General features: G+C 36.7%; 24 protein-coding genes. 2 read left to right on the forward strand and 22 right to left on the reverse strand.

The window, feature by feature from the left end; genetic code table 11:
• Positions 1 to 26: 26 nt before the first annotated feature.
• From ACP3T3_RS04600 to ACP3T3_RS04640, 9 genes are all read right to left on the reverse strand, one after another.
• Entirely contained in the window at positions 27 to 206 is a 180-nt protein-coding gene (locus ACP3T3_RS04600) for a quinol oxidase subunit 4 (protein WP_426478744.1), read from the reverse strand.
• Positions 207 to 447: 241 nt separating this feature from the next.
• Positions 448 to 939, reverse strand: a complete 492-nt coding sequence (locus ACP3T3_RS04605) for an N-acetyltransferase family protein (RefSeq protein WP_426478745.1) — start codon at positions 937 to 939, stop codon at positions 448 to 450.
• A 5-nt stretch (positions 940 to 944) separates the two neighbouring features.
• The gene (locus ACP3T3_RS04610; RefSeq protein ID WP_426478746.1) at positions 945 to 1,457 is read right to left on the reverse strand and encodes a DUF421 domain-containing protein; all 513 of its coding nucleotides are present in this window, start codon (positions 1,455 to 1,457) and stop codon (positions 945 to 947) included.
• 239 nt (positions 1,458 to 1,696) lie between these two features.
• Positions 1,697 to 1,831: a bacteriocin-like protein gene (locus tag ACP3T3_RS04615; protein ID WP_426478747.1), complete on the reverse strand. Its 135-nt coding sequence runs from the start codon at positions 1,829 to 1,831 to the stop codon at positions 1,697 to 1,699.
• 114 nt (positions 1,832 to 1,945) lie between these two features.
• Entirely contained in the window at positions 1,946 to 2,350 is a 405-nt protein-coding gene (locus ACP3T3_RS04620; RefSeq protein ID WP_426478748.1) for a hypothetical protein, read from the reverse strand.
• Between the two features lie 318 nt (positions 2,351 to 2,668).
• Positions 2,669 to 5,500 (reverse strand): excinuclease ABC subunit UvrA, encoded by a 2,832-nt coding sequence (gene uvrA / locus ACP3T3_RS04625; RefSeq protein WP_426478749.1) that lies wholly within the window; start codon positions 5,498 to 5,500, stop codon positions 2,669 to 2,671.
• 304 nt (positions 5,501 to 5,804) lie between these two features.
• Positions 5,805 to 7,688, reverse strand: a complete 1,884-nt coding sequence (locus tag ACP3T3_RS04630) for a type VI secretion system baseplate subunit TssF (protein WP_426478750.1) — start codon at positions 7,686 to 7,688, stop codon at positions 5,805 to 5,807.
• 24 nt (positions 7,689 to 7,712) lie between these two features.
• Positions 7,713 to 8,153: a GPW/gp25 family protein gene (locus ACP3T3_RS04635; RefSeq protein ID WP_002979175.1), complete on the reverse strand. Its 441-nt coding sequence runs from the start codon at positions 8,151 to 8,153 to the stop codon at positions 7,713 to 7,715.
• Positions 8,154 to 8,310: 157 nt separating this feature from the next.
• Positions 8,311 to 9,729 (reverse strand): APC family permease, encoded by a 1,419-nt coding sequence (locus ACP3T3_RS04640; RefSeq protein WP_426478751.1) that lies wholly within the window; start codon positions 9,727 to 9,729, stop codon positions 8,311 to 8,313.
• 142 nt (positions 9,730 to 9,871) lie between these two features.
• Between ACP3T3_RS04640 and ACP3T3_RS04645 the strand changes: the two genes are divergently transcribed.
• On the forward strand, positions 9,872 to 10,369 hold the full coding sequence (locus ACP3T3_RS04645; protein ID WP_426478752.1) for a DUF4920 domain-containing protein: 498 nt from the start codon (positions 9,872 to 9,874) through the stop codon (positions 10,367 to 10,369).
• Positions 10,370 to 10,599: 230 nt separating this feature from the next.
• Here the strand turns inward: ACP3T3_RS04645 and ACP3T3_RS04650 are convergent, their stop codons facing one another.
• Positions 10,600 to 11,709 carry a M14 family zinc carboxypeptidase gene (locus ACP3T3_RS04650; protein ID WP_426478753.1) on the reverse strand — a complete coding sequence of 370 codons (1,110 nt, stop codon included), beginning with the start codon at positions 11,707 to 11,709 and terminating at the stop codon, positions 10,600 to 10,602.
• A 971-nt stretch (positions 11,710 to 12,680) separates the two neighbouring features.
• Between ACP3T3_RS04650 and ACP3T3_RS04655 the strand changes: the two genes are divergently transcribed.
• Entirely contained in the window at positions 12,681 to 13,217 is a 537-nt protein-coding gene (locus tag ACP3T3_RS04655) for a helix-turn-helix transcriptional regulator (RefSeq protein WP_426478754.1), read from the forward strand.
• Between the two features lie 454 nt (positions 13,218 to 13,671).
• On the opposite strand, the gene ACP3T3_RS04660 is transcribed toward ACP3T3_RS04655, so the two are convergent.
• From ACP3T3_RS04660 to ACP3T3_RS04715, 12 genes are all read right to left on the reverse strand, one after another.
• Positions 13,672 to 14,841 (reverse strand): proline dehydrogenase family protein, encoded by a 1,170-nt coding sequence (locus tag ACP3T3_RS04660; protein ID WP_426478755.1) that lies wholly within the window; start codon positions 14,839 to 14,841, stop codon positions 13,672 to 13,674.
• Between the two features lie 64 nt (positions 14,842 to 14,905).
• A complete protein-coding gene (locus tag ACP3T3_RS04665) occupies positions 14,906 to 15,835 on the reverse strand; it encodes a UbiA family prenyltransferase (RefSeq protein WP_426478756.1) in 930 nt (309 codons plus the stop codon).
• Between the two features lie 10 nt (positions 15,836 to 15,845).
• A complete protein-coding gene (locus ACP3T3_RS04670) occupies positions 15,846 to 16,772 on the reverse strand; it encodes a mevalonate kinase family protein (RefSeq protein WP_426478757.1) in 927 nt (308 codons plus the stop codon).
• Between the two features lie 202 nt (positions 16,773 to 16,974).
• Complete coding sequence (locus ACP3T3_RS04675) at positions 16,975 to 18,465, reverse strand: MFS transporter (protein WP_426478758.1); 1,491 nt, start codon at positions 18,463 to 18,465, stop codon at positions 16,975 to 16,977.
• Positions 18,466 to 18,773: 308 nt separating this feature from the next.
• Positions 18,774 to 19,952, reverse strand: coding sequence for an acetyl-CoA C-acyltransferase (locus tag ACP3T3_RS04680; RefSeq protein WP_426478759.1), 1,179 nt, complete (start codon positions 19,950 to 19,952; stop codon positions 18,774 to 18,776).
• A 58-nt stretch (positions 19,953 to 20,010) separates the two neighbouring features.
• Entirely contained in the window at positions 20,011 to 20,421 is a 411-nt protein-coding gene (locus tag ACP3T3_RS04685) for a hypothetical protein (RefSeq protein ID WP_426478760.1), read from the reverse strand.
• 3 nt (positions 20,422 to 20,424) lie between these two features.
• Positions 20,425 to 20,829 (reverse strand): hypothetical protein, encoded by a 405-nt coding sequence (locus tag ACP3T3_RS04690; RefSeq protein WP_426478761.1) that lies wholly within the window; start codon positions 20,827 to 20,829, stop codon positions 20,425 to 20,427.
• A gap of 333 nt (positions 20,830 to 21,162) precedes the next feature.
• A complete protein-coding gene (locus tag ACP3T3_RS04695) occupies positions 21,163 to 22,545 on the reverse strand; it encodes a nucleoside permease (RefSeq protein ID WP_426478762.1) in 1,383 nt (460 codons plus the stop codon).
• Positions 22,546 to 22,566: 21 nt separating this feature from the next.
• The gene (locus ACP3T3_RS04700) at positions 22,567 to 23,166 is read right to left on the reverse strand and encodes a bifunctional nuclease family protein (protein ID WP_426478763.1); all 600 of its coding nucleotides are present in this window, start codon (positions 23,164 to 23,166) and stop codon (positions 22,567 to 22,569) included.
• A gap of 188 nt (positions 23,167 to 23,354) precedes the next feature.
• Positions 23,355 to 24,302 carry an electron transfer flavoprotein subunit alpha/FixB family protein gene (locus tag ACP3T3_RS04705; RefSeq protein ID WP_426478764.1) on the reverse strand — a complete coding sequence of 316 codons (948 nt, stop codon included), beginning with the start codon at positions 24,300 to 24,302 and terminating at the stop codon, positions 23,355 to 23,357.
• 41 nt (positions 24,303 to 24,343) lie between these two features.
• Complete coding sequence (locus tag ACP3T3_RS04710; protein ID WP_047429867.1) at positions 24,344 to 25,090, reverse strand: electron transfer flavoprotein subunit beta/FixA family protein; 747 nt, start codon at positions 25,088 to 25,090, stop codon at positions 24,344 to 24,346.
• A 149-nt stretch (positions 25,091 to 25,239) separates the two neighbouring features.
• A complete protein-coding gene (locus tag ACP3T3_RS04715) occupies positions 25,240 to 25,947 on the reverse strand; it encodes an SDR family oxidoreductase (RefSeq protein WP_426478765.1) in 708 nt (235 codons plus the stop codon).
• Between the last annotated feature and the right edge of the window lie 18 nt (positions 25,948 to 25,965).

Here is a 25,965-nt window from a genome sequence, read left to right on the forward strand (position 1 = left end):
TTGTTAAATTTTGTTATCAGGTCTTATTAATAGCCTCTTTTTTTAACCTGCCCTGGTGCATAATCTTTTGCACTTCCTCCAAACACTTTTTTAGCCTGTCCCGGCGGCAGTGTTTTTACGCGGTTTCCATTATTATCATGAACTACACATGATGACAGCATCAATGCCACGATAAGAATTCCTGTAATTTTAACCATATTTTTCATTAATTCCACTTTTTTAAATTTGATTTAATATAACAATGGTAATGCCAAAGGTTCAAAGTTTAGGGCTTAAGGTTGGGATACGCTCTTTTATCGTCAATGGTCAATTTTGCTTCGCAAGTCAATGGTGAATTTTGCAGAGATATTCATGTGCTTATCAAACAAATTCATTCATCATTCATCATTCATCATTCATCATTCATCATTCATCATTCATCATTTATCATTCATCATTTATAATTTTTTAAATGACTTCGCTTCTTTTTTCCATCAGGATAATGTCTTTCCACTCGCCATTGAGTTTTCCGATTTTTTTACGGACTCCTACCATTCTGAAACCGTTTCTCTGATGAAATTTGATAGAAGTTTCATTTTCGGAGAAGATATTAGTCTGTAATGTCCAGAATCCATGATCCTCGCTATCCAAAATCAATTTTTTAAGCAATACGGAACCCAATCCCTTTCCCTGATATTCGTTATCAAAATAAATGCTTACCTCTGCAACTCCTTTATAGCATTCTCTTTTGCTTACCGGTTTTAAAGCACACCATCCTACCACTTCATTTTTTTCATTTTCCAATACCCAGCGGCAGTCATTAAAATATTCCATGCTCCAGGCCTCTGCTGTGGGAACTTCCGTCTCCAGCGTGGCAATTCCACTGTCTATTCCCTGCCTGAAAATTTCAAGAACTCTGGCTTCATCGTTAGGAAGCATTTCTCTTAATTCGTAATTCATTGTATTTAATGGTATTTTCTCTTGATTTTTCTTTTAATTCTTGAATAGTGGGTCTGCTTGCTTTTTTCATCCTGGGAAACAACACTGATATTCCCATCCACTTCCAGAACAGAAATTTTCACATTCTGTATGTTTTCAATCCCGTGTTCCCGTATTGCTTCTTCCAATTCACTTTCTGTAATTTTTACCCGGTTCAGGGCTGCCTGGTCTGCGACTCCATCCCTGATCAGGATAACCGGCTCATCTTCCATAAAAGCCTGAAATGAACGGCTGGAAAACATAAGCCTTTTCAAAATAAAATTAGCAGCAAACAAAACCAATGCCGCAATAATCCCTCCCTGCAAAGAGGTATCAGGGCCTACCATAGCATTCTGAACAGCATTTGAAATCAGGAGCAATAATACAACGTCTCCCGCATTGAGCTGGGAAAGCTGATTTTTACCAAATAAACGGATAGCAATCACCATGAAAAGGTAAACGCAGAGGGAACGGACAGCAACGTTAAGGATAGGATCCACAATTTTTTTTATCTACTCAAATGTATCGATTTTTTGTATTATTTTGATGTGTCAGAATAAATATATTGCTGTCCCGGACAGCAGTTGAATATTTCCGGAAAGTATTTTATTGGTATAAGATTTAACTATTATCCTGGAATTATACTCTAAAAATGACAAAATTATTTCTGTATTTAGAAGAGAATTTGTTCAAGTAACCCAGCAATAGAAAAAGCCGCTTCTAAAAAGCGGCTCTGTTTTTATGGACACTGAACGATTGGAACGTCGCTGCAAATTACTTTATTTGCCCATTCGCAAAACGTACAGTATTTTCTTGGTTCTCCTCCGTACACTGACTTCAAGTCTGACTTCGTCAGCTTCTTTACATTTTTCATATCGTTTTAAATTTATGGTACACCAAAATTAAAACCTATCTGTTTACCTTTTATTACAACTTGAACTGATTAGTTTCCATTATTCACACATTTTTGAATAATATCTGATAAATACTATCTGCTGTGAATTTCGACCGTTACTGGCATTACATAAGTATAGGCAACCATGTTATCCGTAAGCTTTTTGCGGTCTACTCTATAATCAAGATCACTCAGCACGGTTTCAATTTCTTTGCTTACGGTTTTGCAGTCTCCTGTAGAATGAACATTGACGATTTTTCCGTTTTTTGCAATATCAAATTTTACCACTGAATTTACGGTTCCCTGTTTATAATCAGGATTGGTAAGGTCAAAGTTGGCTTCCAACTTATTTCTGATATCAGTAAACGTTTCACTTTTATTCAGCTGAATTTCCTGAATGGTATTATGATCTGTTGTCTGGGCTTTGGCAGTGTTTAAAACGGCAGCAAAACCGCAAACGAAAAGTGAAGCAACCCATATTTGAATTTTATTTTTCATAACTAACTGGTTTTAAATATTATACTAACCTATTTTTGTATCTCTTAACCAAAGTTATTAAAAATAATTCATATTAATTTTACATTCAGTTAACATTAGGTTAACATTAAAACATAATTAATTGATTATCAATGGTATAAATTTTAAAAATAATTGAAAATTTAATATTGGAGGTGATTTTTAAGCATAAAAAGGGCTAAACTTGATTAGTTTAGCCAATTATTATCTCATTTTTATTTTAAAAGTTGATCAATATCCTAATGTACATTATTTAGATTCCTTTGGAATGATAAAATGCTGCCTAATTTTTATAGATACTTATTCCAGTTCCCTCTTCAAGAACTTGCCGGTCAGGCTTTTCTTAGATTTTACAATTTCTTCTGGAGTTCCCTGTGCTACGATCTGTCCACCGTACTTTCCTCCTTCCGGTCCTACGTCAATAATATGGTCTGCTAATTTTATAACATCCATATTGTGTTCGATGATAATGAACGAGTTTCCAAGTTCTACCAGCTGGTTGATCGCATCCATCAGGATTTTTACATCTTCAAAATGAAGTCCCGTAGTTGGTTCATCAAGGATATAAAGGGTGTTTCCGGTTTGTCTTTTGGACAGTTCGGTTGCTAGCTTGGTCCGTTGCGCTTCCCCTCCTGAAAGGGTTGTCGACTGCTGTCCAAGGGTAATATATCCCAAACCTACATCCTGTAATGTTTTTACTTTCGCAAAAATCTTAGGAATCGGCTGGAAGAAATCTACCGCCTCATCAATCGTCATATCCAATACGTCAGAGATTGATTTTCCTTTGTAACGAACTTCCAGCGTTTCTCTGTTGAAACGTTTTCCGTTGCAGGTTTCGCAATGAACGTATACATCCGGAAGGAAATTCATTTCGATCACTTTTAATCCTCCGCCCTGACAGGTTTCACATCTTCCGCCTTTTACATTGAAAGAGAATCTTCCCGGCTTATACCCACGGATTTTACTTTCCGGCAGTTCGGCAAAAAGGTTTCTGATATCGGTAAACATTCCTGTGTAGGTAGCAGGATTAGATCGTGGTGTTCTTCCGATTGGAGTCTGGTCTACGTCTACAATTTTATCAATATTATCTAATCCTTCAATCTTTTTGTATGGTAACGGCTCCTGAACTGCTCTGTAGAAATGTTTGTTCAGGATCGGATATAAAGTTCCGTTAATCAGGGAAGATTTTCCGCTTCCTGAAATACCGGTTACCACCACCAGTTTTCCAAGGGGAATATCAAGGGTTACGTTTTTAAGGTTGTTTCCCGTTGCTCCTTTTAAAAGAATATTTTTACCGCTTCCTGCCCTTCTTTCTGCAGGAATTTCTATTTTTCTTTTTCCATTAATGTATTGAGCCGTGATGGTATCTGCTTTCAACAGATCTTTTGGCTTTCCCTGCCAAAGAATTTCTCCCCCGAATTTTCCGGCTCTTGGGCCAATATCCAATACCTCATCAGCTTCCAGGATCATGTCTTTATCATGTTCCACCACCAATACAGAGTTTCCGATGTCTCTAAGGTTTTTCAGGGAATGAATCAGCCTTTCATTATCTCTCTGGTGAAGCCCGATACTTGGTTCATCAAGGATATACAATACATTCACCAATTGAGATCCAATCTGTGTTGCCAGACGGATCCTCTGTGATTCTCCTCCTGAAAGGGTTTTTGAACTTCTGCTGAGGCTTAAATAATCCAACCCTACATCCAGTAAAAACTGAAGCCTGGTTTCGATCTCTTTTAAGATCTCGTGAGCAATGATTTTATTTTTTTCTGAGAATTTGTCTTTAACGTCAGCTAACCAATCTTTTAAATCAGCTAAGCTTAAACCATTTACCTCAGCAATATTTTTCCCATCAATTTTAAAACTTAAACTTGAAGGCTGAAGGCGGCTTCCATGACATTCCGGGCAGGTTTCTTCTGTGGTGAAATGTCTTTCCAATAAAATGGCTTCATAAGATTCTCTTTCATCAATAAGTTCTTCCATGAAAGCGATAAGCCCATCGAAACCAATTTTTATTTTCTTGGTAATTCCTGCATACTTCAGATCTTTATTGAATTCTTTATGACATCCGTTGTAGATATAATCCAGGGCTTCTTCCGGAATATCCTGCAGTGGGGTTGTTAATCCTAATCCAAAGATCTCAAGAATATTTTTAATCTGGGAAAGAATCCATTTGTTCGACTTGATGTCTTCCAGTGGTAATAATCCTCCCTGATTGATGGATAGTTTTGGATTGTCTATAAAGTAATCTGTATTGATCTTTTTAATGGTTCCCAGACCTTTACAGTTCGGGCAGCTTCCTTTTGGAGAGTTGAAAGAGAAAGTATTCGGTTCCGGCAACGCCAGAGAATATCCAGTTTCTGCATCCATCAGGTTTTTGGAAAAGTATTCAATATCTGTACTTCCCAGTTTCTGAATTCCTATAATTCCTTCCCCCATTTCCATTGCTGTACGCAATGATTTTTCCATTCTTGCTTCTGAAGCATTCTCCCCGATAATCCAACGGTCGATCACGATGTCAATGTCGTGGGTTTTATAACGGTCAAGTTTTAAGTCGTATTCAATATCCTGAAGCTCACCATCAATCCTTGCCTGTCCGTAGCCTTTTTTAGCCATCTGCACAAAGAGCTCATGGTAATGTCCTTTTCTGGAACGCACCACGGGTGCCAAAAGCATGATTTTCTCTTTTTTATAGTTTTCTTTGATGGCTTCAAGAATCTGATCTTCGGTATAGCTTACCAATTTTTGTCCTGTAGATAAAGAATACGCATCTGAAACTCTTGCATACAACAGACGCAGAAAATCGTACAGCTCAGTAACCGTTCCTACGGTAGAACGCGGGTTTTTATTGGTCGTTTTCTGTTCGATGGCGATTACCGGAGAAAGTCCCTCAATTTTATCGACATCGGGACGTTCCAATCCACCCAGAAACTGACGTGCATAGGCAGAGAATGTTTCAATATAACGACGCTGACCTTCTGCAAAAATAGTATCGAAAGCCAATGACGATTTTCCACTTCCGGAAAGGCCGGTAATCACGACCAATTCATTACGTGGAATTTTTACATTAATATTTTTAAGGTTGTGTTCACGTGCTCCGTAAACTTCTATATATTCTGTTGATTTGCTCATAATTCGGAGTGACTTTGCCTGAAAATCACAACGTGCAAAAATACGAAAATTTATAGACTTTTTTTGAATTTAAAAGGGATAAAAGTTTCATAAAAAATTCTTAGGTTTTGTTAATGTACTGAACCCGATATTATTGAATTTTCTGAAATGATTCTTATTTTCGAGTCATTATGTTTTGGCTAAAGCCAATGAAAAGCTCATTCATAAAAACGGGCTAAAGCCCGTTCCTATTGATATAACTCAACATGATATTAAAAATGCCGTAGCGGGTACGGCATTTTATATTTTAATTTTTTCAAAGGAATTACATATCCTGAAATTCAACATCTTCATTGGTAATCCTTACAATATATTCAATTCCGTCGATGGCTTTGGCAATGATCTGGTTTCTGATGATGTTCGACATATTTTCCCAGTAGGCTCTTCCATAGAAAGAATAATTCTGAGGAATGATCTCTACTTCTACAGTTCTTACAAATCCTTCTTTAGGTTTGTTGCTGATCATGGTTCCTCTTCTTACCCTTACTTCCCTTACCTCATCTTTCAGAATCATGCGGCAGTAGTTTTTTACATCTTCCAAAGAAATGATTTTATCTCTGGTTGTCAGGGCATATTTATACGCCTGAATACTATCTGTGCCTTTCTGTTCTTCAGCTCCGCCTAATGTTTCTGTAAGCAATATGACAGTTTGCGATTTCAACTGGTTGGAAAGTTCAGTTCCCGGACGCATATGATTGGCCAGCGTACAGTGTGTCACCCAGAAAGAAGCGTAAGTGTGGTCTGTTTTTTCTACCGGTTCCATGATGACATAATTCAGCTCCTGTCTGATATTTCTCTTGGCATTGTTTACTTTCTGTACCATGGATTTCATTTTATCGGACATTTCGCTGAGAACTCCTTTTACATTGTCTCTGTTCAAAAGGGAAAATGCTGCAATTTCATCTCTTGTGAGTTCCAGAACATTGGCAATCATATCAACAGCATTTCTGCTGGTGAAACGTTCCATTCCTCCTTTTCTTACCGTATACAATCCTTTTTTAAGATCATCTGCCGGCGTGAAAGGGATTTCGGTATATTTTCTGCCGTCGCCGTCCTGTACTTCGTCTACATATAAGAAATGCTCCCCTTCGTCTGTTACCAAAGGAATATTATTTCCCATGATATCAAGGCTGTATTCTGTTTTTTTCCAGCCTCTGTTGTAGATTGGAAAAGCATTCAGCACAAACGAGAAATTATCCAGTATTTCTGCTGAAAATTGTGGAGGGAACTCAAAAGTAAGCCATAAGTATTTTTTGTTATCCAGAAACTTTGTAATCTCTTCTTTTCCTGTCAGGAAGTCAAGATTCTGCGGAAGCTGCCCCGGTTCCGAGAACAGGCTTTGAGAAATTCCTGTTACTTCGATAAATTTGTGGCGGTAGATACTTTTAATATCCTCAATCACTTTATTTCTGATGGACTGTTCTTTGAACATCTGTTCATAGCCATCGTTATGGCTTTCTGTAAGGTAGCTTAATCCTTCTCTAACAAATAAAGGGTTACCATTGCTTGAAACGGTGATGTATGGTAATAATTTATATACAAAATCAAGGTGTTCAAAAGCCGGATTGGAGCAGAATATGCTCAGATACTTCGGAAAGTTTTCACTTATATATTTGCTGACATCTACCCCTATTGTAATTTTTCTGTAATCTTCAGGTCTTCCCTGGAATCTTGCAACAGGAATTTTATTAAACCTGTCGTCAATACTGTAGCAGGTATTTCCTACAAACATGATGGAGGTGTGAACTTTATTGATCCTCACATTTCCTACCGGCGTAAAAGGAATATTCAGCTGTTTGTCTGACTCTGATTTTACAGTGGATGTCATCTGTTTACGGAAAAAAAATTCCGTGTGTTCCAATAAGACCTCAGAAGAATCATAGGGCTGCGTAAAAGCTACAGAATGAGCCGGAATAGGATGGGTATAAATAGACGGTGTAAGGAGTTTTGCGAGTTTTTCCAATATACGGGCATTCACCGTCTGTATTTCATTATTCGCTTTGAAAACTTCTGTACTGAATGCATCTATCAACAGTTTTACAAAAGGGTCTAAAGACTGTGGACTTCTGAGTCCCCATACCTTAGTTGCATTCTGAAGCATTCTTGCTTTTACAGATTCTTTGGAATAAATATTCTGATCTAAATTCATAATTTTCTTTCGCTGTTAAAAATATTAATCAATAGACATCGGACTTAGAAACAGCTCTGTTGAAAAACTGAAACGTTCTCCTGTTTCCTCCATTTTTGCATTGATGGCAATTCTTACTTTCTTTTTAATTTCGGTGTGTTCTTTGGTATCGTAGCTGTGCTCTACAAATTGTATATGAGCATCTATCTGCGGATTTACGATTCTTGGTTCATATTCCTGAATCTGTCTTCTTAAGCTTTTGATAAAAACGCTTTCCCAGATGGCACTTGTTACTCCATTATCGAATTCAAGGTTCCAGACATCGTTTCCATAGTTTTCATCATATCTGTTCTCCCCTTTTTTGGTGGTGATCAGCAGCATAATATTGTGGGCAATACTTTCCCCCATATCGCAGGTATCGATACTTCCGCCTTCGGTCATTAAAGTAGACGGTACGAAAGGCATTCTGTAATTTGGTGTATCCATAACTTATTGTTTTTACTTCATGGTCCTGTTTTAAAAACGAAATACCAAAATACACATTTTCGACAAATAATGAATAATGATTACCATACTTTAAAATATTATTCAAAAATAAGGGCCTTCAAAAATGAATTGAAAGCCCTGAATCTGTTATCATATTTTATTTTAAGCATCTGCTTTTTTTTCTGTTGATAAAATAGTACACCGGAAGCCCCAGTAATACCAGCACAAAGCCGGGCCATGTATACTGCTGTTTGTAAATTAACAATAAGATGCAGAAGCAGGTTCCTATCAGAAGGTAAATAATTGGTGTTACCGGATACAGCCATGTTTTATAGGGTCTTTCCAGCTCCGGCTGTTTCATTCTTAAATAAATCACTCCAAAAACCGTAATCATGTAGAACAGGACGATCACAAAAGAAATCATATCCAGCAAATTACCGTACTGCCCGCTCAGACAAAGAATGGAAGCCCATACTCCCTGCATCCATAATGCATTTTCCGGAACTTCATTTTTATTGTTTTTTTCTGCAGATTTAAAGAACATTCCGTCTTTGGCCATTGTCTGAAAAACCCTCGCTCCAGCCAGAATCAATCCGTTATTGCATCCAAATGTAGAAATCATGACCAATAAAGCAATGATTATAGTTCCGGCACTTCCAAAAATATTCTGAGAGGCTGCAACGGCTACCCTGTCATTGGCTGCAAATGCAATTCCGTCCCTGTCTAATGCATTTAAATATACATAATTGACTGCTATATAAAGAATCATTACCGCAGAAGTACCATAAATCATCGATTTTACCACATTCTTTTTAGGATTTTCAATTTCGCCGGAAACAAATGTTACACTTTCCCAGGCAACAGAACTGAAAACAGAGCCTACCATTGCCGCAGCAATTCCGCCTAGAAGAGTCATTCCTCCGATCGGCTCCCAGCCTTCTTTAAGAAAGTTACCGGTAAAATCTTTTTTAAGGTTACTAAAAGCATCAGTGCCCCAGCTAAAATTTTCTGATAAATGAGAAAGATCTACCAATATAAAGCCTGCAGCAATTAAGCCTAATAGCGCTATAACTTTGGAGCCTGTAAAGATATTCTGAAGAATTTTTCCACTCTCTACCCCTCTGGTGTTGATATAGGTAAGCAAAACGATAATAGCAATCGCCAGAACCTGGATCCATGTAATTTTAAATTCACCACTTTGAAAAATAGGTGCGGCATCGTTGAGTGAAGGAACCAGATAAGCTGTAAACTTACCAAAAGCCATTGCTACAGCAGCAATAGTTCCGGTTTGTATTACCGTAAACAATCCCCATCCGTAAAGGAAACCCATTTTTTTCCCGAAAATTTCTTTCAGATAGGTATATTGCCCTCCGGCTTTCGGAAACAGTGCTGACAGTTCTCCATAACTTATGGCTGCAGCTACTGTCATTATTCCTGTGATAACCCACACTATAATCATCCAAAACCCAGATCCCAGGTTTCGCATCATATCAGCACTTACAATAAAGATCCCGCTTCCGATCATAGACCCCATCACGAGCATGATGGCGTCCCATAGTTTCAGTTTTTTCTGCATAGTCAAGTATAGGGCTCAAATATAATCAAATCTGTCTTAGATTTTGAATTTTATTAAAAATTCATCTAAACACCTGTTTTTTGTTATTTTTTATGCTGTTATGATTCAATTTTAATTAGTATTTTTGGAAAAAATATTAAACATGAAATTTCAAGCGATATTATTTGCTGCAGCTTTAACAGCTTCTTCATTAGCATTTGCTCAATCCGGTCCACCGGCTGGCAAGGCTTTGGTAGGTGATACATACGGGGATCAGGTAACTGCATCCGCTGAATCCAAAGCCATCACGGTAGATAAACTGAATAAACAGCTTAAAAAAGACAACAAGAAAGTTGAGAATGTTGCTATTAAAGGAAAAGTAACGGATGTCTGCGACAAAAAAGGCTGCTGGCTTACCATTCAGACAGAGGATAATTCTAACTTTTTTGTAAAAATGAAAGATTATGCTTTCTTTGTGCCCACGGCGCTAAAAGGTAAAAGCGTAGTGTTGGAAGGAAATGCAGAAAGAAAAGTAATTTCTGTTAATGAGCAGAAACATTATGCAGAAGATGCCAAAAAATCTCAGTCTGAAATTGACGCAATTACCCAGCCTAAAGAAGAAATCAGATTTGTAGCGAACGGAATTAAAGTGGTTAACTAAACTTTAATTATTGAATAAAATTTATTTCTAAGGTTAGATTTTGGCTAAAGCCAGATGAATTTTTTTACATTAAATGGGCAAAAGCCCATTCCTATTGAATACGAATCTTTAGAATTAGATATAAAACTTCGGCAGCCCTGCAGGGCTGCCGAAGTTTATTTTATGTGGTCATTGTATTGACTTTTCTTTTTCAAACGTTGCCGACAAGTGCTATTCAAAATGGCAACCTTTTAATCTTCAATTTTAAAATCCACAACAGCATCCAGTTTCGGATATTTAGTTGCAGAAATAAATTTCTTACCGGTACAGTCTATTTCCAGCCAGCCTTTTTTTTGTTTCACATCTCCTGCTTCCATTACAAAAGGAACGAAAGAAATATCATCTTTCCCCTGTTCTTTGATTTCCCTGTATTGAACAGCAATATCCAGAATACATTCATGCTCCGTATTCAGTTTTACATTTCTGTAAATAATATCATAATGGGTTTCTTTATTCTCAGGAATTTCAAGGTAAGTTTCCCAGCCTGTGATATCAGAGTTCAGCTCACTGATTGCCTTTAAAGCATAATAAAGAGCAATCGTATAATATTTTCTGGTTCCTTTTCTGGTATAATCATCTACAAAGTGGCCGCCTTCAAATAAGATCGTAGGCATTCCTGCTTTGATAAAATTATCTCCTGTAGAAGTCGGATAGAATTCATCAGAATATCTTCCGATCTGGTTTGGAATCATTTCTTTCAAATGGCTGTATACACTTCCGATGACTGCCATACATTTTTTCCTGTTTTCAGTCACGGTACGCTCTACATTTTCGGACGGTGCCAGAAAGGAAAGTGTAGCAGGGTGAATACCATCAGTGGTAAAGATGGTTCTCTGCTCATGGAGGTTTAATGCATAATCGTATTTTTTTGAGGCCGCAGCCTTTTTCAGGAATTTAATCTCCTTACTTGCTTCGTTATGAAAATCTCTGTTCAGATCAATATCAGCAGCGTTCAGTCGGGTCCATCTTTCGGACCCGTCCGGATTCAGCATGAAAATAAAGTCAAGTCTTATGGTACTGAACAATTCCTCTTTCATTTCGGGAGCTTTATCAAGACTTACTAAAAGGTCAAGCATCGCATGAGTAGCATTGGATTCATTGCCGTGCATTTGTGACCAGGCCAATACCTGAATACTTCCGGTTCCGATGCTTAATTGATAAATAGGTTTATCTAAATAGGATGTTCCGATCTCCTGAATATAATCGCTGAGATTTGCCTGTAGGTAATAAAATAATTTTTCAGGGGAAATATAACGATTTGAGAAATCGGGGGCTTGAGAGTAGATCTGTTCAAAATTCATTTTGAGAAATAATTTACAAGAATCAAATTTAACCATTTTTGGTCAAAAACTTAAATTAACATTTGTAAATATTGATAAAATCCTAGAATTTACATTTGACATCTGTTTTGAAAACTGTTTACATGATTTAAATCTAACCCATTTTAACGCTAGAAATTAAATTAACACTTGTAACATTGTTAAACAGCTATGGAAGACAATTTGTCTGTTGATAAAATTATGGATTGCGAATAATTTAATAGCACCTATTCAAAACGTTAAAAGTCAGTTAATTACAAAATCCATCTAAATGATTTTTGCAATATTACTTGAAGTATGAAATTTACTGCATAACTCCGTTTGAGGGTTATTTTATTAAACATGAGAATTGTGGAAAACTTGATTAATTATCATTGTATACAAATGTAAAATGTCTGAAAAAATCCAATTGGGTATATAATTTTACTTTAATTGAAATTTTTAAACCATTTTTTCTTATGATAAGAAATAAAGTATTTTAATGAAACCTTATTGCACCTCCATTTAACATTCTTCATACCCTATTATAGGGTGTTTACAGAATTAATTTACTGTTGTAACAGACAAAATATGCTTATAACAGCTATAGACAAGGTATTTACCCGGAGTTTTAAACATGCAGAAGAGTTTTATCAGTTAATTATGTAAACAGTAAATTTTAACAGTTTGTAAAGGTCAAACCACCTCCCGAAAAGCTTTAATTTACATTCTTAAACCAGCTTTTATATAAAACTGGAGGTTAATAAGTTGCTTATTAATTGATATAAATCTGAAAGGCTATAAATTAATTTAATATTAAATACATTTGTAATTTAATTATAATAGATTGATTTCAAATCAATTATTAGCATGTTACAATTGTATACAAAGAATAGGGTAGGTTATTTACAATTGTATTTTGCATTTGTAAATTATATGAGTTACATTTGTAAAATAATTAAAGGCTTATTTTTATGAGTTTAAATGAAAGAATTTCCAAAATTATAGAGTATTCCAATCTTACTCCCTCTGAGTTTGCAGACGAGATTGATGTACAGCGTTCATCCATTTCGCATATTACATCAGGAAGGAACAAACCCTCTCTTGAGTTTATCATAAAAATAAAATCCCGGTTTCCGGAACTTCTTTGGGACTGGCTGGTTACCGGTGAAGGCGCGATGCTGAAATCCCAACTTCCCGAAGCAGAAATCAGCGAAGAACATACTGAAGAGGAAAAAATAAAGACGACTCCACTCCCCGATCTTTTCACGATGATGAATGACGATGATGAATTTGGAAGTGATGAAACGGAAACAGAAGCTCCAAAATTAAGTCCTGGAGAATCCGTTACACCGGCCCAAGATAAAGCTCCTGAAAAAATATCGGATTCTCAGCGATTAGAAAATCCCAGCAGTGAAATATTAGGTCAACTATTTGGTAATCAGCAAAGTAAAATAAAACGTATTGTTTTGTTCTATGAAAATGGAAAATTTGAAAGTTTTGAGCCCTAAAAAAACCTGATCAAAAAGTGACCAGGTTAAAAATATTTGAAGAAGAAAACTAAAGCTATTGCTTTATTTTATTTTGAAAATTTGCGGGCATCAGATGAAGAGGTTTTATTTCATATGTTCCCTCCTTTTTTCTACCAATCCGGATATTTATTATAAAGGATAATAATTTATCTGTTTATCGTAAATCCTGTCACAGGATAAGCTCATTACAGTAGATGAAACATTTCATTTGTTAGTTTTTATAACGTTATCAAATATAAATATTTAAAATCAAATCAACAATAAAAACACCATTATTTTAATATATAATTAATACAAATAACAATTGAGTCGATTATTACTAATTCGAATCGGATTTTAAGGTCTGTATACTCTCACTACAGCAGAAATGTGGTTAATTATAATAAAAAGACCTGCGTAACTGCAGGTCTGGTAGATTTTATTGAGATGAAAACTATTGTTTTCTTCTTCTTTCAAGTTCTTTTTTAATAAGGCCAAGCTCCCTTCCGGTTTGTCCGGCTACAGAGGTATTTTCCTGGGCTCTTCTCGTTAAATACGGAACAACATCCTTTACAGGTCCATATGGAAGATATTTAGCCACATTATAGCCTTTATCAGACAAGTAGAAGGTGATATTATCACTCATTCCGTAAAGCTGCCCGAAATATACGTGTGGATTACCGGTTTCCAGAGATTTTGCTTTCATTTTATCCATAATCAACTCTGAAGAGATCTCGTTATGGGTTCCGAAAAACGCTGAAACCTTATCCAGGTGCTCCATAACAAAGTCGATTCCTGCATTATAGTTTTTATCTGAAGCCTCTTTGTTTGGCTGAATAGGATCTGCATAACCTTTTTCTGCTGCTCTGGCTCTTTCTTTTTCCATATAAGCACCACGAACGATCTTATAACCGATGAAGTAATTCTTCTCTCTTGCTCTTTGAAGATGTGCTTCCATGTACTCGAGCCTTCCTGTTCTGTACATCTGGATGGTATTCCAAACGATAGGTTTCTGCTGGTTATATTTCTCCATCATCTCCTCACAAAGATGGTCAGCGGCATCCTGCATCCAGGTTTCTTCAGCATCTACCATTACTTTTTTATCATTTTCATGACAAAGGCTGCATACTTCATCAAATCTTTTCACAACTCTCTGCCATTCTTCTTTTTGGCTGGTCGTAAGCTCCACTCCTTTTCCAACAGCTTCATAAAGATCAATTCTTCCAAAAGCTGTAGGCTTAAATACAATAAAAGGGATTGCCGGATTTCCTACTGAGAATCTTACAATATCCTTAATTTCTTTGCAAACCGCATCAAAAGTTTCCTCATCTTCTTTCCCTTCAATAGAGTAATCGAAAATACTTCCAACCCCTCTTTTAAAAAGCTGCTTCACCACTTTCATACTTTCTTCACGGGTTTCACCTCCGCAGAACTGCTCAAATAAGGTATTCTTTACAATTCCGGTAACGAAAGGAAAGTTGTTGTGTACTGTGAAATTCAGAACAGATGTTCCAAGGCTTGTAAGAGCGGGCTGTTCAATCATTTTAAACATCCAGTAAGCCTTTCTCAATTGTGCATCAGACTTGTCTGCAAATGCAATTTTAGTATCATTAAAAATGGGCATTCCTATTTATTAAATTTAGTTAGGCAAAGGTAATAATAACCTCAGTTTATTTAAAGAATTTTTTTTACAATTTATGCTCTATTCCGTTTAAAAGCATCGCTATAATTCCTACAAATACCCAAAAGCGTAATAGATTCAACGTAAGAAAGTTACTTCTTCGGGACGCATTTAAAAGAAGATAAATGCATACAATCATGATAAAAAGCCCTCCGGCAAAATAATATGCCATAAATCCTGTAACCCCGGTTTTGGTGATGATTTTCATAGAAACTGCCATGGTAACCACCAATAAAGAAGTCAGAATAATTTTCGTATTTCTGGTTTTAAAATAATTAGGGATCGTAATGTATCCGAATGTTTTATCTACACTTCTGGTAAGAGTATCTTTCACAATATCAATGCATAGCAGGATAAGAAAAAGAAAAACAGCCATCAGAAATACTTTTTTGGAAAAGGTTTCATAGTATACCATCATTCCAAAGAACGGGTATAAGGTGAGGCTGACAAAAGTGAGATTATTCAGGATCAGTATTCTGCTCAGTTTATGGCTGTAAAACCACATAAAAAACTGATAGATTACAAAAAAAACAAAGACATTATGGGAAATCATCCAGGCCACTCCCAGAGAAATAGCACTCAGTGCCAGATAGGCGTATAAAAAGTACTTCTGCTTGATGAAGCTCTGGACCCTTGTTCTGAAAGGTTTTACAATATGATCTTTTTCCAGATCATAGAACTGGTTAATGATGCCACCCGCCAGAATGGTAAGAACGGTACAGAAAATAATCCCGTGAACTTTAAAATCAAATACGAAATTTCTGAAGGATTCTTCCTGGTTGAACAGGAAAAAAGTAGAAACGTAGAGTGCAAATGTCAGCAGAGCTGCTACAAAAAAACGTGCTCCGAGCAAAAAGCCCACAAATTGTGAAAATCTGTAAAATAGAGATTTTGAGATATAGTTTTTAGATTGGAAAGTTTCTTTTTCAGAATTCATTCCAAGCTGTTTAAAATCTGTAAATCACTTCTTTTTGGAAGCCTTCAAGCATTTTTTCTGCTTTTGCATAATCTTTGGTAAATCCTAAGATATAGCCGCCACCACCGCTGCCGCACAGTTTCAGGTAATATGCATTAGAATCCAGGCCTTTTTTCCAGATATTAAAAATACTTTCAGGAATCATCGGACGGAAATGTTCATAGGCCCAGTGGGAAAGCTTTTTCAGGTTTCTGAAAAACGGGTTCATATCTTTTTTAAGGAAAGAATCAATACATGCATTATTGTAACGGATGAACTCTTCTTTCAATGTTTTGCGGAAACCTTCTGTTTTCATTTTTTCAAAGAAAATCTGAATCATAGGACCTGTTTCGCCTGTCATACCGGAATCAATCAGGAAAATAGCTCCTTTTCCTTCTTCTCCATCCGGAATGTTTACCCTGTCTAAATTTTCTTTATTTTCAATAAGGATTGGCAGGTTCATATAACAGATCAGTGGATCCATTCCTGAACTTTTACCATGGAAATAGCTTTCCATTTCTCCGAAAACAGCTTTTAATTTTTTAAGATTATCTTTTGAGATATTTTCAGGATTCAGTTTGCTGATCGAATATTTTTCAAAAATAGCAGCGACCAGAGCTCCGGAACTTCCCACTCCATATCCCTGGGGAATATTGGAATCAAAGAAAAGTCCGTTCGAAATATCATTCTTGAAGCTTTTGATATCCAACTTAAAATCGTCGGAAAGATCAAGTGCTGTAAGAAATTCTGAATATTTCTGCAGATGCCTGTTGGAATTGAGCTCAAATTCGGAACTCAGATCTGAAAATTTTAAAGTTCCCTTATAGAAGCTGTAAGGTACTACAAGCCCCTGGGAATCTTCAATCATTCCATATTCTCCAAACAGAATTATTTTTGCATAAAATAAAGGGTTGGTCATATTGACAATAAATCTTTTTGCAAAGTTAAAAATTATTCCGCTGAATATAAGCAAAACCCAGGCCGAATTGTCATCTATTTTACTTTCTTCAGTTCTTCTATTAAAAATACGAAAAAAAATACAATAAATAAACATAATTGTAAGGATAAATTGAATATACTCATCCATAAAAAAAGACGTTACAAATAACGTCTTTTAATTTTTATAATGTTTCTCTGTCTTTTCTCATTTTGACCTTCAGGAATCTGATTAAAATAAGTCCTGCGGCAAAGAACAGAGTCATTGACAATGCTGCAATACGCATATTATTAAAATGTTCAATCAGTGTGGCAAAGATGAATGTACCGATGATGATCGCTATTTTTTCCAGCACATCGTAGAAACTGAAATACGTTGTATTCTCCATAGAGTTTTCAGGAAGCAGTTTTGAGTATGTGGATCTTGACATCGCCTGAAGACCACCCATCACCAAACCTACTACTGCCGCTACTCCGTAGAACTGATATTCTACCGTTGGATTTTCTTTGTTAAGGAAATATGCCCACAGACACGCTATAATCCAGAGTATAATCGCAATTGAAATAACATTCTTGTTTCCGATTCTCCTGGATAATCTTGAAAAGATAACAGCCCCGATAATGGCCTCAATCTGGATTACCAAAAGGGTTCCGATCAGTTTATCCTGTGCAAGGTTGATCTCACTTTTTCCAAATAAGGTGGCCATCAGGAAAATAGTCTGCATTCCTACACTGTAAAAAAAGAAACTGGACAGGAAGAATTTCAGGTTTTTATCTTTAAAAAGCTCTCCTCCTACTTTAAACAGTTCATGGAAGCTTTCTTTTGCAATATCTTTATAGAAGCTCAGGTTATCTTTGAACACTTCAAAGAAACCACCCTGCTCTTCATGTTTTTTGAAGATATTTTTATAATTCAGTAATACAAGATCTTTAGGAAGTTTATCTTTCACATCCCCGAATTGCGGAAGGTGCTTGAATGTATATTGGGAGAAACCGAACCACCAGGCTCCGGTCAACAGGAAACTGATTCGTGTAAATAATAGCTGCTGAGCTGCCCCTTTAGCAAAAACCTGGATCAGTACCAAACAGATGACTACTAAAACTACAGAACCAATATAGCCGTAGACATATCCCCTGGCAGAAAGCGCATCCTGCCTGTCCGGTGTTGCAATATCCGGAAGGAAGGAATTATAAAAGACTAGACTTCCCCAGAATCCGACGCTGGCCGTAATACTGAATAAAAGTCCGAGAAATACATTGTGCATGCCTGTAAACATTGCCAATCCCATACATGACGTTGCCCCCAGATAACAGAAAAACTGCAGGAAAGATTTTTTATTTCCGATCGTATCTGCTAAAGAAGATAAAAACGGGGACAGCAATACTACGATAAAGAATGATATGGTAAGTGAATATCCGTATACGGCATCGGGCTGATATTCTTCACCAAAAATTTTAATCATATGCCTTACCGGAACATCAATCCATGTTTTTGTTTCCACTACGTATTCTTTTTTCTCGTATGCGGTGGTAAGGATAGAGTAATAAATGGGGAAAATGGTAGAGGTAATAACCAGGGAATACACCGAGTTTGCCCAGTCATATACAGCCCAGGCTTTCATAATCTTTGGATTATTCTTTATGTTTTTAGGCTGTCGATTCTCAGTTTCAGACATTTCAAATATATATTAGTAGCACAAAAATAGAAAAACTACGGAATATTCGACGGTTTTTAATTTTATTTTGGAAATAATAATTGTAAGCGATTGAAATAATTCATCAAAGTTTTCAGCTTGACTAATAGGGATGATATCTATTTTACGGTCCGAAACCATTTCTCCCATTAAAAGTTATCTGACGGGATTGCATAACCGGAAGTTTATAACCTGAGGTATTATTGCATGCTATTCTGTAACTAAAAAATCGGGGTCCTGAGACCCCGATTTTTATATCTGAAACCACAAAATGTGGCTGTATGTTTCAATTATAAGTTTTCAATTACAATTGCAGAAGCACCACCACCACCGTTACAGATAGCTGCAGCACCGTATTTTGCATTATTTTGCTTCAATACATTAATTAAGGTTACAATGATTCTTGAACCCGAACTTCCCAGTGGGTGTCCTAATGCTACAGCACCACCGTTTACGTTTACTTTGGCAGCATCTAATCCTAAAATTTTATTGTTTGCCAGTCCTACTACAGAGAAAGCTTCGTTGAATTCGAAGAAATCGATATCAGAAATCTCTAATCCTGCTTTTTTAAGTGCGATCGGTAAAGCTTTTGCCGGAGCAGTTGTAAAGTTTTCAGGCTCCTGAGCTGCATCAGCGTAAGAAACGATTTTTGCAAGAGGCTTTAATCCCAGCTCTTCCATTTTTTCTTTGGAAACAAGGATCAATGCAGAAGCACCATCATTTAAAGTAGACGCGTTGGCAGCTGTTACTGTACCCTCTTCTTTTTTAAATACAGTAGGAAGCGTTGAAATTCTGTCGAAGTTTACTGCTTTGTACTCTTCATCTTCAGCAAAAATTACAGGCTCTCCCTTTCTCTGAGGAATAAAAACCGGTACAATTTCTTCGTTGAATTTACCTTCGCTCCACGCTTTTGCAGATCTTTTGTAAGATTCTACAGCGAAGTTATCCTGATCTTCTCTTGTAATATTATAATCTACAGCACATTTTTCTGCACATACTCCCATATGTACTTTGTTGTATACGTCTGTAAGACCGTCAAGCACCATTCCGTCAAGCATTTTGATGTCGCCTAACTTTGTCGCTACTCTTGCATTGTAGTAGTGAGGAACTAAAGACATATTTTCCATACCTCCAGCAACAATTACTTCTGCATCACCGGCTTTGATTGCCTGGGCAGCCATTGTTACAGCCTTCATTCCTGAAGCACATACCTTATTTACCGTAGTAGAAGGTGTATTGATAGAAAGACCTGCTCCTAAAGCAACCTGGCGGGCCGGCGCCTGGCCTTCTCCAGCCTGCAGAACATTTCCCATATAGATTTCCTGAACAGTATTAGGATCCATGCCGATTTTATCTAATGCTCCTTTTACAGCAGCTGCTCCCAGTTTTGTAGCCGGAACTGTTGATAAGCTTCCCATAAAACTTCCGATAGGTGTTCTTACTGCGGAAACGATGAATACTTCTTTCATGTATATAATTTTTATTTTAGCCAAAACGGAACAAAGTGTTCCTTTTTATAGTTTGAATTTATTTTACTTTTGCGTATACCACATCAAATTGAGTTCCTTCAATTTTAGTGTTAACCTTCAGAAGATTATCCTGAGTAGCAACAATTTTATTATTGAAGACATCTCCAATCTGTGCGGGATCATTTTTATCTGATTTCTCTATAACGATTGCCTTATAGTTGCAGTCGTCCACAAAAACCAGGGTCGATTTGATATAGTCTTTCCCATTATTGAAATATTCAGTCTGAACATTATCTTTAATGGTCATGTGCCATATGGCTTCCGGGTAATTGGGCCTTACAAACTTTCCTTCTTTTATATTAATACATTTAGGAGGATTGTCCGGTTTTTTCTGTTCTGTTGCCTGAGCATGGACCTGGCCAGCGGTCATCAACAAAATTCCTGCTGAAAATATTTTTAAGAAGTTCATTTTTTATATTTGTATTCTATTGTTTACTTTTTTACTTCCTCCTGCTAAAACCATCAGCAAGGCACCTAAAAATTCTACAATCCAGCCCCATTTCAATGTAACAATTCCTGCAAAAGTTTCCTGCCAGGATTTGAATGGCAGAAAGCTGAAGTATTGCAGCGACTGCATTTTCACAGCAAATAAGGTAAACCCGAATAAAAGGATAAGCAGAATGCCAAAAAATCTGACTATTCCGGCATTGTTATTTACGATTCCAAAAACTGCACATGCAGAAAAAATCCAGCATGCAATAGCCAGATAATGGTCAAGCTTCCAGTAGTTCCAGTTCCCTATGATGGGTATATGTACCAAGGGTAAAAAGCTGCCTACAATTACTAACAGCAATCCAAATAACTGTATATTTTTCATATTTACTAAAGTGCCAAAATACAAAAAAAAACACATGTTTAAATCAAGTGGTTTAAAAATGTGTTTTACGAACACTAACGCTCGTTAGTCATAATAAAAATCTAATATTTTTATCTATTAAACAATAAAATAATTCATTTATTGTAAAATTAAAAATCAACATCTGCTGCTTTTGTTCCTATCTGAAGACCATATTTTTCTTCAGCAAAGCATTGTTATTGAAAGCAGGGGTAAAGTCTTTCTCAATAAGTACATTGAGTCCGGCATAACATTCTACAATAAAAAATTGCATTTTTTCAAATGCAATTTAATATCTTAATATGTAAGTTTCAATTAATGTTTTACGGATGAAACATCTTCCGGATTATGCTTGTGCTTAAATAAAACAGCAAAGAATATTGCCAGTATTAGCGCATAGATCGCGAAAGAAAGCCATATCTGGTGCCAGTCTTTTACCATCACTATTGAAGAAAGCGTACCATCTGAATTAACAGCAGCATTGAAGCTGTTTTTTAAAATTTCCAGGAAAGTAGGATTATCAGGAGTAGTCTCAAGATAAGCAGACAGATCTGAAGCGGTCGAAAACTTATGGGTAAAAAATTTATCAATTGCCCATCCTGCAATATAACTTCCGAAAACAGCACCAAAACCGTTAGTCATCATCATAAATAATCCCTGAGCTGAAGAACGTATTTTTTTGTCAGTAGTGGTTTCTACGAAAAGTGATCCTGAGATGTTAAAGAAATCGAAAGCCATCCCGTATACGATACATGAAAAAATAATCAACGAAAGCCCGAATCCATCCGGAACCCCATAAGCAAAGAACCCGAATCTTAAAACCCATGCCAGCATTGACATCAACATTACTTTTTTAATTCCAAATTTCTTGAGGAAGAAAGGAATCGCCAGAATAAACAGGGTTTCTGAAACCTGAGAAATTGACATAATGATTGTAGACCGCTGTACTACGAATGAATCGGCATATTTAGGAAAATGAGCAAATTCACTTAAGAAAACGTCTCCATATGCATTGGTAAGCTGAAGTGCTGCTCCTAAAAGCATTGAAAACATAAAGAACAATGCCATTTTATAGTTTCCGAAAAGCTTGAATGCATTCAAACCTAATTGCTCGGATAATGGAGAGTCTTTATCAATCAGTTTCTGTGGCGGGCATTTAGGTAATGTAAGGGCATAAATTCCCAGGAATATAGCTATCGCACCTCCGATATAAAACTGACCTTCTGTGGCTTTGTTTCCGCTAAGATTTGTAATCCACATGGCTACAATAAAACCAATAGTTCCCCATACACGAATCGGCGGGAAGTCTTTCACCACATCCAGATTGTTGTTTTTGAGGATCGTATAAGAAATTGAGTTGGCAAGTGCAATTGTAGGCATGTAGAAACACATGGCTACAAGCATTACTGAAAAGAAGGAATTAGGATCTGTGGAATGAGGCAGTATAAAAAGAATAACCCCGTAAAGAATGTGTAATACTGAAAATATACGCTCCGCATTTACCCAGCGGTCAGCAATAATTCCAGTAATGGTCGGCATAAAAATAGAAGCAATTCCCATTGTTCCGAACACAGCTCCAAACTGGGTTCCGTCCCAATGTTTTGTGCCAAACCAAAAGTTTGCCATCGTAATCAGCCATGCTCCCCAGACAAAAAACTGGAGAAAACTGAGGATGGTCAGTCGTAATTTTAAATTCATAATTTATATAAAAAGTATCTCTTAGTCAATTTTCTTTTTCCTCCTCTTGATTTCTTCCTGGATTTCAAGGGCAGTATCATAGTCTTCTTCTTTAACGGCTTCATCCAATAGTTTCTGCAGCTCTTCCATAGAAAGAGATTTTAAGTTATCTTCCGTCTGTACAGTTTCTGAGAACGATTCTTCTTCTTTTGAAACGTCTTCCAGCTCCAATAAAATACCGGCTTCATTCAGGACCTGCTGTGTTGTAAATATGGGTGCATCAAATCTTACGGCCATTGCAACAGCATCAGAAGTTCTGGCATCAAGAATCAGTTCTTCTTCGTTTACTTTATTTTTAAAGTTGATATTGGAGAAGAATACTCCATCTACAATCTGGTAGATGATGACAGAAACCAACTCATAATTGGCAGAAACTATAAATTTTGTAAATAAATCGTGGGTAAGAGGACGCGGCGGATGAATATCTTTTTCCAATCCGAGAGAGATAGACTGGGCTTCGAAGTTTCCTATAACAACAGGTAATTTTATGTGTGTTTCTTCATGCTCCAGTAACAATGCATACGCCCCCGACTGGGTCTGGCTGTATGATATTCCGCGAATAATTAGCTGCTTATAATCCATAGCTACAAATATAGATTAATTTTTTATTGTGATTTTACTTTTTTACGCAAAAATAAAAGCCCGGAAGCCGAGCTTTTATTGGTATTGTTGATGATTGTCAAATGTCAATAGTGAACTTTGTTTCGCAAGTGAATTATGTAATTAAAAATTGACGAGCAAAGCGAGCTGGCTATTCACAATTCACTTTCTTATCCTTTTATTGCTTTAATTTTCTCTGTTAATGCAGGAATAATCTGGAAGGCATCTCCTACTACTCCGTAATCTGCAGACTTGAAGAATGGTGCTTCAGGATCACTGTTGATTACTACGATAGTTTTTGAAGAGTTTACTCCCGCAAGGTGCTGAATCGCTCCGGAAATCCCTACAGCGATGTAAAGATTCGGGGAAATCGCTTTACCCGTCTGTCCTACGTGCTCTGTGTGAGGTCTCCATCCGATATCAGAAACAGGCTTAGAACATGCTGTTGCAGCTCCTAAAACGTTTGCTAAATCTTCGATCATTCCCCAGTTTTCAGGACCTTTCATCCCTCTACCGGCAGAAACAACGATTTCAGCTTCTTTAAGGTCTAATTTACCTGAACTCTGCTCGTGAGAGATCACCTTAGTATCTTCATTCGCTACAGATAGATTTTTCACTTCTTCTGAACCTGAAACTGAATTTTCCTTCACACCGAAAGCGTTTTGAGAAACCGTAACGATTACTCCGTTTCCTTCAGCTTTTGCATGCATGAAACCTTTTCCTGAGAATGCTCTTCTCTTTACCTGGAAGGGTGAAAGGCTTTCAGTAGCTTCCAAAGCATTGGTAATTAAAGAATAGTTCTTCATTACAGCCAGCATAGGAGCAATAGAGGAAGCGTCCGTAGTGTGAGGGAAAACGATGATATTTCCATCTGCCACTTCGCTTACAGCCTGTGCAAATGCTTTTGCCGAGAAATTCTTAAGACCTTCGTCTTTGATATTGATTACGTTGGATGCTCCATATTTGTATAATAAATCTGAAGAATCTGTAGGGTTTACAGAGATAGCTGTCACGGTATCTCCTGCTTTATCAGCAATAGCTTTAGCATAAGAAACTGCTTCAAAAGCTGCTTTTTTGTAAACTCCGTTTATATTTTCTGCGTATACGAATACTGCCATTGTTTTAAATTTAAAAATTAAAAGATTGAAAAATTTAAAGATTAGATTACTTTAGCTTCTTCGTGAAGTAATCTTACCAATTCATCCAGATTGTCAGGAGAGACCATTTTCACAGCTGCTCTTGGCGGAACGCTGTCATAAGATACGCCCTGAACTTTTACTTCTGAAGAAGAAGGCTCTACTACCTGCAGAGGTTTTGTTCTTGCAGACATAATTCCTCTCATATTCGGGATGATAAGGTCTTTTTCATCTACTAATCCTTTCTGACCTGCAATAACTGCCGGCAATTTTACCGAAATAGTTTCTTTTCCTCCTTCAATTTCTCTTACTGCAGTAGCTTCGCTTCCGTTTACGTCTAATCCTACTGAAGCATTTACGAAAGGCTGGTTCAACAATTGAGCCACCATTCCCGGAACAGAACCTCCATTATAGTCAATGGATTCTTTTCCGCAAAGGATAAGATCGTATCCTCCGTTTTGAGCTACAGCTGCAATTTCTTTGGCTGTTGAATAGCTGTCTTTCGGATCAAGATTTACTCTTACAGCATCGTTAGCTCCAATTGCCAGCGCTTTTCTGATTACAGGTTCTGTAGCAGCATCACCAACGTTGATTACTGTTACTGTTGCTCCCTGAGATTCCTGAAGTTTAACCGCTTTTGTCAACGCAAATTCGTCTAGAGGGTTGATTACCCACTGAATTCCGTTTTTGTCGAAAGCAGATTTGTCTGCTGTAAAGTTAATTTTGGAAGTAGTATCCGGAACACTACTAATACAAACTAATATTTTCATGTGTACTATTTTATTTTTTCCCTTTGGTGCATAAAATCATGACAGTTTATGCAGAGATTTTGTTTGAATTAATTTTTGCTAATATAAATAAAAAATATATTATGCATGCATAATACTTATTAAATTATTATTCAATACATTAGATGTAGTTACTTCGCTGGTTTTGTTGCCCTAAACTCTATCTTACTCGGTAAAACTCTCGGATTCATCCTGATAATATCCAATACAAGATTCCCCATATCTTCCGGCTGAATCTTCCAGCTGTCTTTTTCTGAAGGAATATTTCCGTTAAAATGAGTGGCTACCGATCCCGGCATAATGACTGTGGATTTGATATTATATTTTCTTAAATCAATCATGGCGGCCTGGGTAAAACCAACCACTCCGAATTTTGAAGCGTTATATCCTGTTCCGTTTTCAAAGAAATTTGCTCCCGCCAGGCTGGAAATGGTAATATAATACCCTTCTGTCTTTTTCAGTTCTTCGACAGAGGCTTTTAAGGTATAAAAAACACCGGTCAGATTGGTTTCTATCATATCATTCCACTCTTCTGCAGTCAGTTCATCTACAGGCTTAAAAATACCCAATCCTGCATTGGCAATAATATAATCCAGCCTTCCGAACTTTTCAACGGTATATTTCACGGCTTCCTGCTCACTTTCCAGGCTTCTTACATCGGACACAATACCCAACACGTTTTGTGAGTACTGTTTAAGTTCTACCTCCGCCTTCATCACATCTTCTCTTTTTCTTCCCGAAAATGCTACAGAAATTCCATTTTCAAGTAAAATTTTCGCAATTCCGAAACCTATTCCTTTGGTTCCTCCTGTTATATAAGCTGCTTTATTGTCTGACATATGATGAAATTTTTAATT

This window comes from Chryseobacterium sp. CBSDS_008 (assembly GCF_049959325.1).
Classification (GTDB): domain Bacteria; phylum Bacteroidota; class Bacteroidia; order Flavobacteriales; family Weeksellaceae; genus Chryseobacterium.

Coding starts and splice junctions, on each gene's coding strand:
- ACP3T3_RS04605 (WP_426478745.1), bottom strand. CDS start 939: ATGAATTACGAATTAAGAGAAATGCTTCCTAACGATGAAGCCAGAGTT.
- ACP3T3_RS04675 (WP_426478758.1), bottom strand. CDS start 18,465: ATGTCTGAAACTGAGAATCGACAGCCTAAAAACATAAAGAATAATCCA.
- ACP3T3_RS04680 (WP_426478759.1), bottom strand. CDS start 19,952: ATGAAAGAAGTATTCATCGTTTCCGCAGTAAGAACACCTATCGGAAGT.
- ACP3T3_RS04635 (WP_002979175.1), bottom strand. CDS start 8,153: ATGGATACACCAAATTACAGAATGCCTTTCGTACCGTCTACTTTAATG.
- ACP3T3_RS04645 (WP_426478752.1), top strand. CDS start 9,872: ATGAAATTTCAAGCGATATTATTTGCTGCAGCTTTAACAGCTTCTTCA.
- ACP3T3_RS04600 (WP_426478744.1), bottom strand. CDS start 206: ATGAAAAATATGGTTAAAATTACAGGAATTCTTATCGTGGCATTGATG.
- ACP3T3_RS04650 (WP_426478753.1), bottom strand. CDS start 11,709: ATGAATTTTGAACAGATCTACTCTCAAGCCCCCGATTTCTCAAATCGT.
- ACP3T3_RS04685 (WP_426478760.1), bottom strand. CDS start 20,421: ATGAACTTCTTAAAAATATTTTCAGCAGGAATTTTGTTGATGACCGCT.
- ACP3T3_RS04620 (WP_426478748.1), bottom strand. CDS start 2,350: ATGAAAAATAAAATTCAAATATGGGTTGCTTCACTTTTCGTTTGCGGT.
- uvrA (WP_426478749.1), bottom strand. CDS start 5,500: ATGAGCAAATCAACAGAATATATAGAAGTTTACGGAGCACGTGAACAC.
- ACP3T3_RS04630 (WP_426478750.1), bottom strand. CDS start 7,688: ATGAATTTAGATCAGAATATTTATTCCAAAGAATCTGTAAAAGCAAGA.
- ACP3T3_RS04705 (WP_426478764.1), bottom strand. CDS start 24,302: ATGGCAGTATTCGTATACGCAGAAAATATAAACGGAGTTTACAAAAAA.
- ACP3T3_RS04665 (WP_426478756.1), bottom strand. CDS start 15,835: ATGAATTCTGAAAAAGAAACTTTCCAATCTAAAAACTATATCTCAAAA.
- ACP3T3_RS04670 (WP_426478757.1), bottom strand. CDS start 16,772: ATGACCAACCCTTTATTTTATGCAAAAATAATTCTGTTTGGAGAATAT.
- ACP3T3_RS04690 (WP_426478761.1), bottom strand. CDS start 20,829: ATGAAAAATATACAGTTATTTGGATTGCTGTTAGTAATTGTAGGCAGC.
- ACP3T3_RS04715 (WP_426478765.1), bottom strand. CDS start 25,947: ATGTCAGACAATAAAGCAGCTTATATAACAGGAGGAACCAAAGGAATA.
- ACP3T3_RS04695 (WP_426478762.1), bottom strand. CDS start 22,545: ATGAATTTAAAATTACGACTGACCATCCTCAGTTTTCTCCAGTTTTTT.
- ACP3T3_RS04655 (WP_426478754.1), top strand. CDS start 12,681: ATGAGTTTAAATGAAAGAATTTCCAAAATTATAGAGTATTCCAATCTT.
- ACP3T3_RS04640 (WP_426478751.1), bottom strand. CDS start 9,729: ATGCAGAAAAAACTGAAACTATGGGACGCCATCATGCTCGTGATGGGG.
- ACP3T3_RS04660 (WP_426478755.1), bottom strand. CDS start 14,841: ATGCCCATTTTTAATGATACTAAAATTGCATTTGCAGACAAGTCTGAT.
- ACP3T3_RS04710 (WP_047429867.1), bottom strand. CDS start 25,090: ATGAAAATATTAGTTTGTATTAGTAGTGTTCCGGATACTACTTCCAAA.
- ACP3T3_RS04700 (WP_426478763.1), bottom strand. CDS start 23,166: ATGGATTATAAGCAGCTAATTATTCGCGGAATATCATACAGCCAGACC.
- ACP3T3_RS04615 (WP_426478747.1), bottom strand. CDS start 1,831: ATGAAAAATGTAAAGAAGCTGACGAAGTCAGACTTGAAGTCAGTGTAC.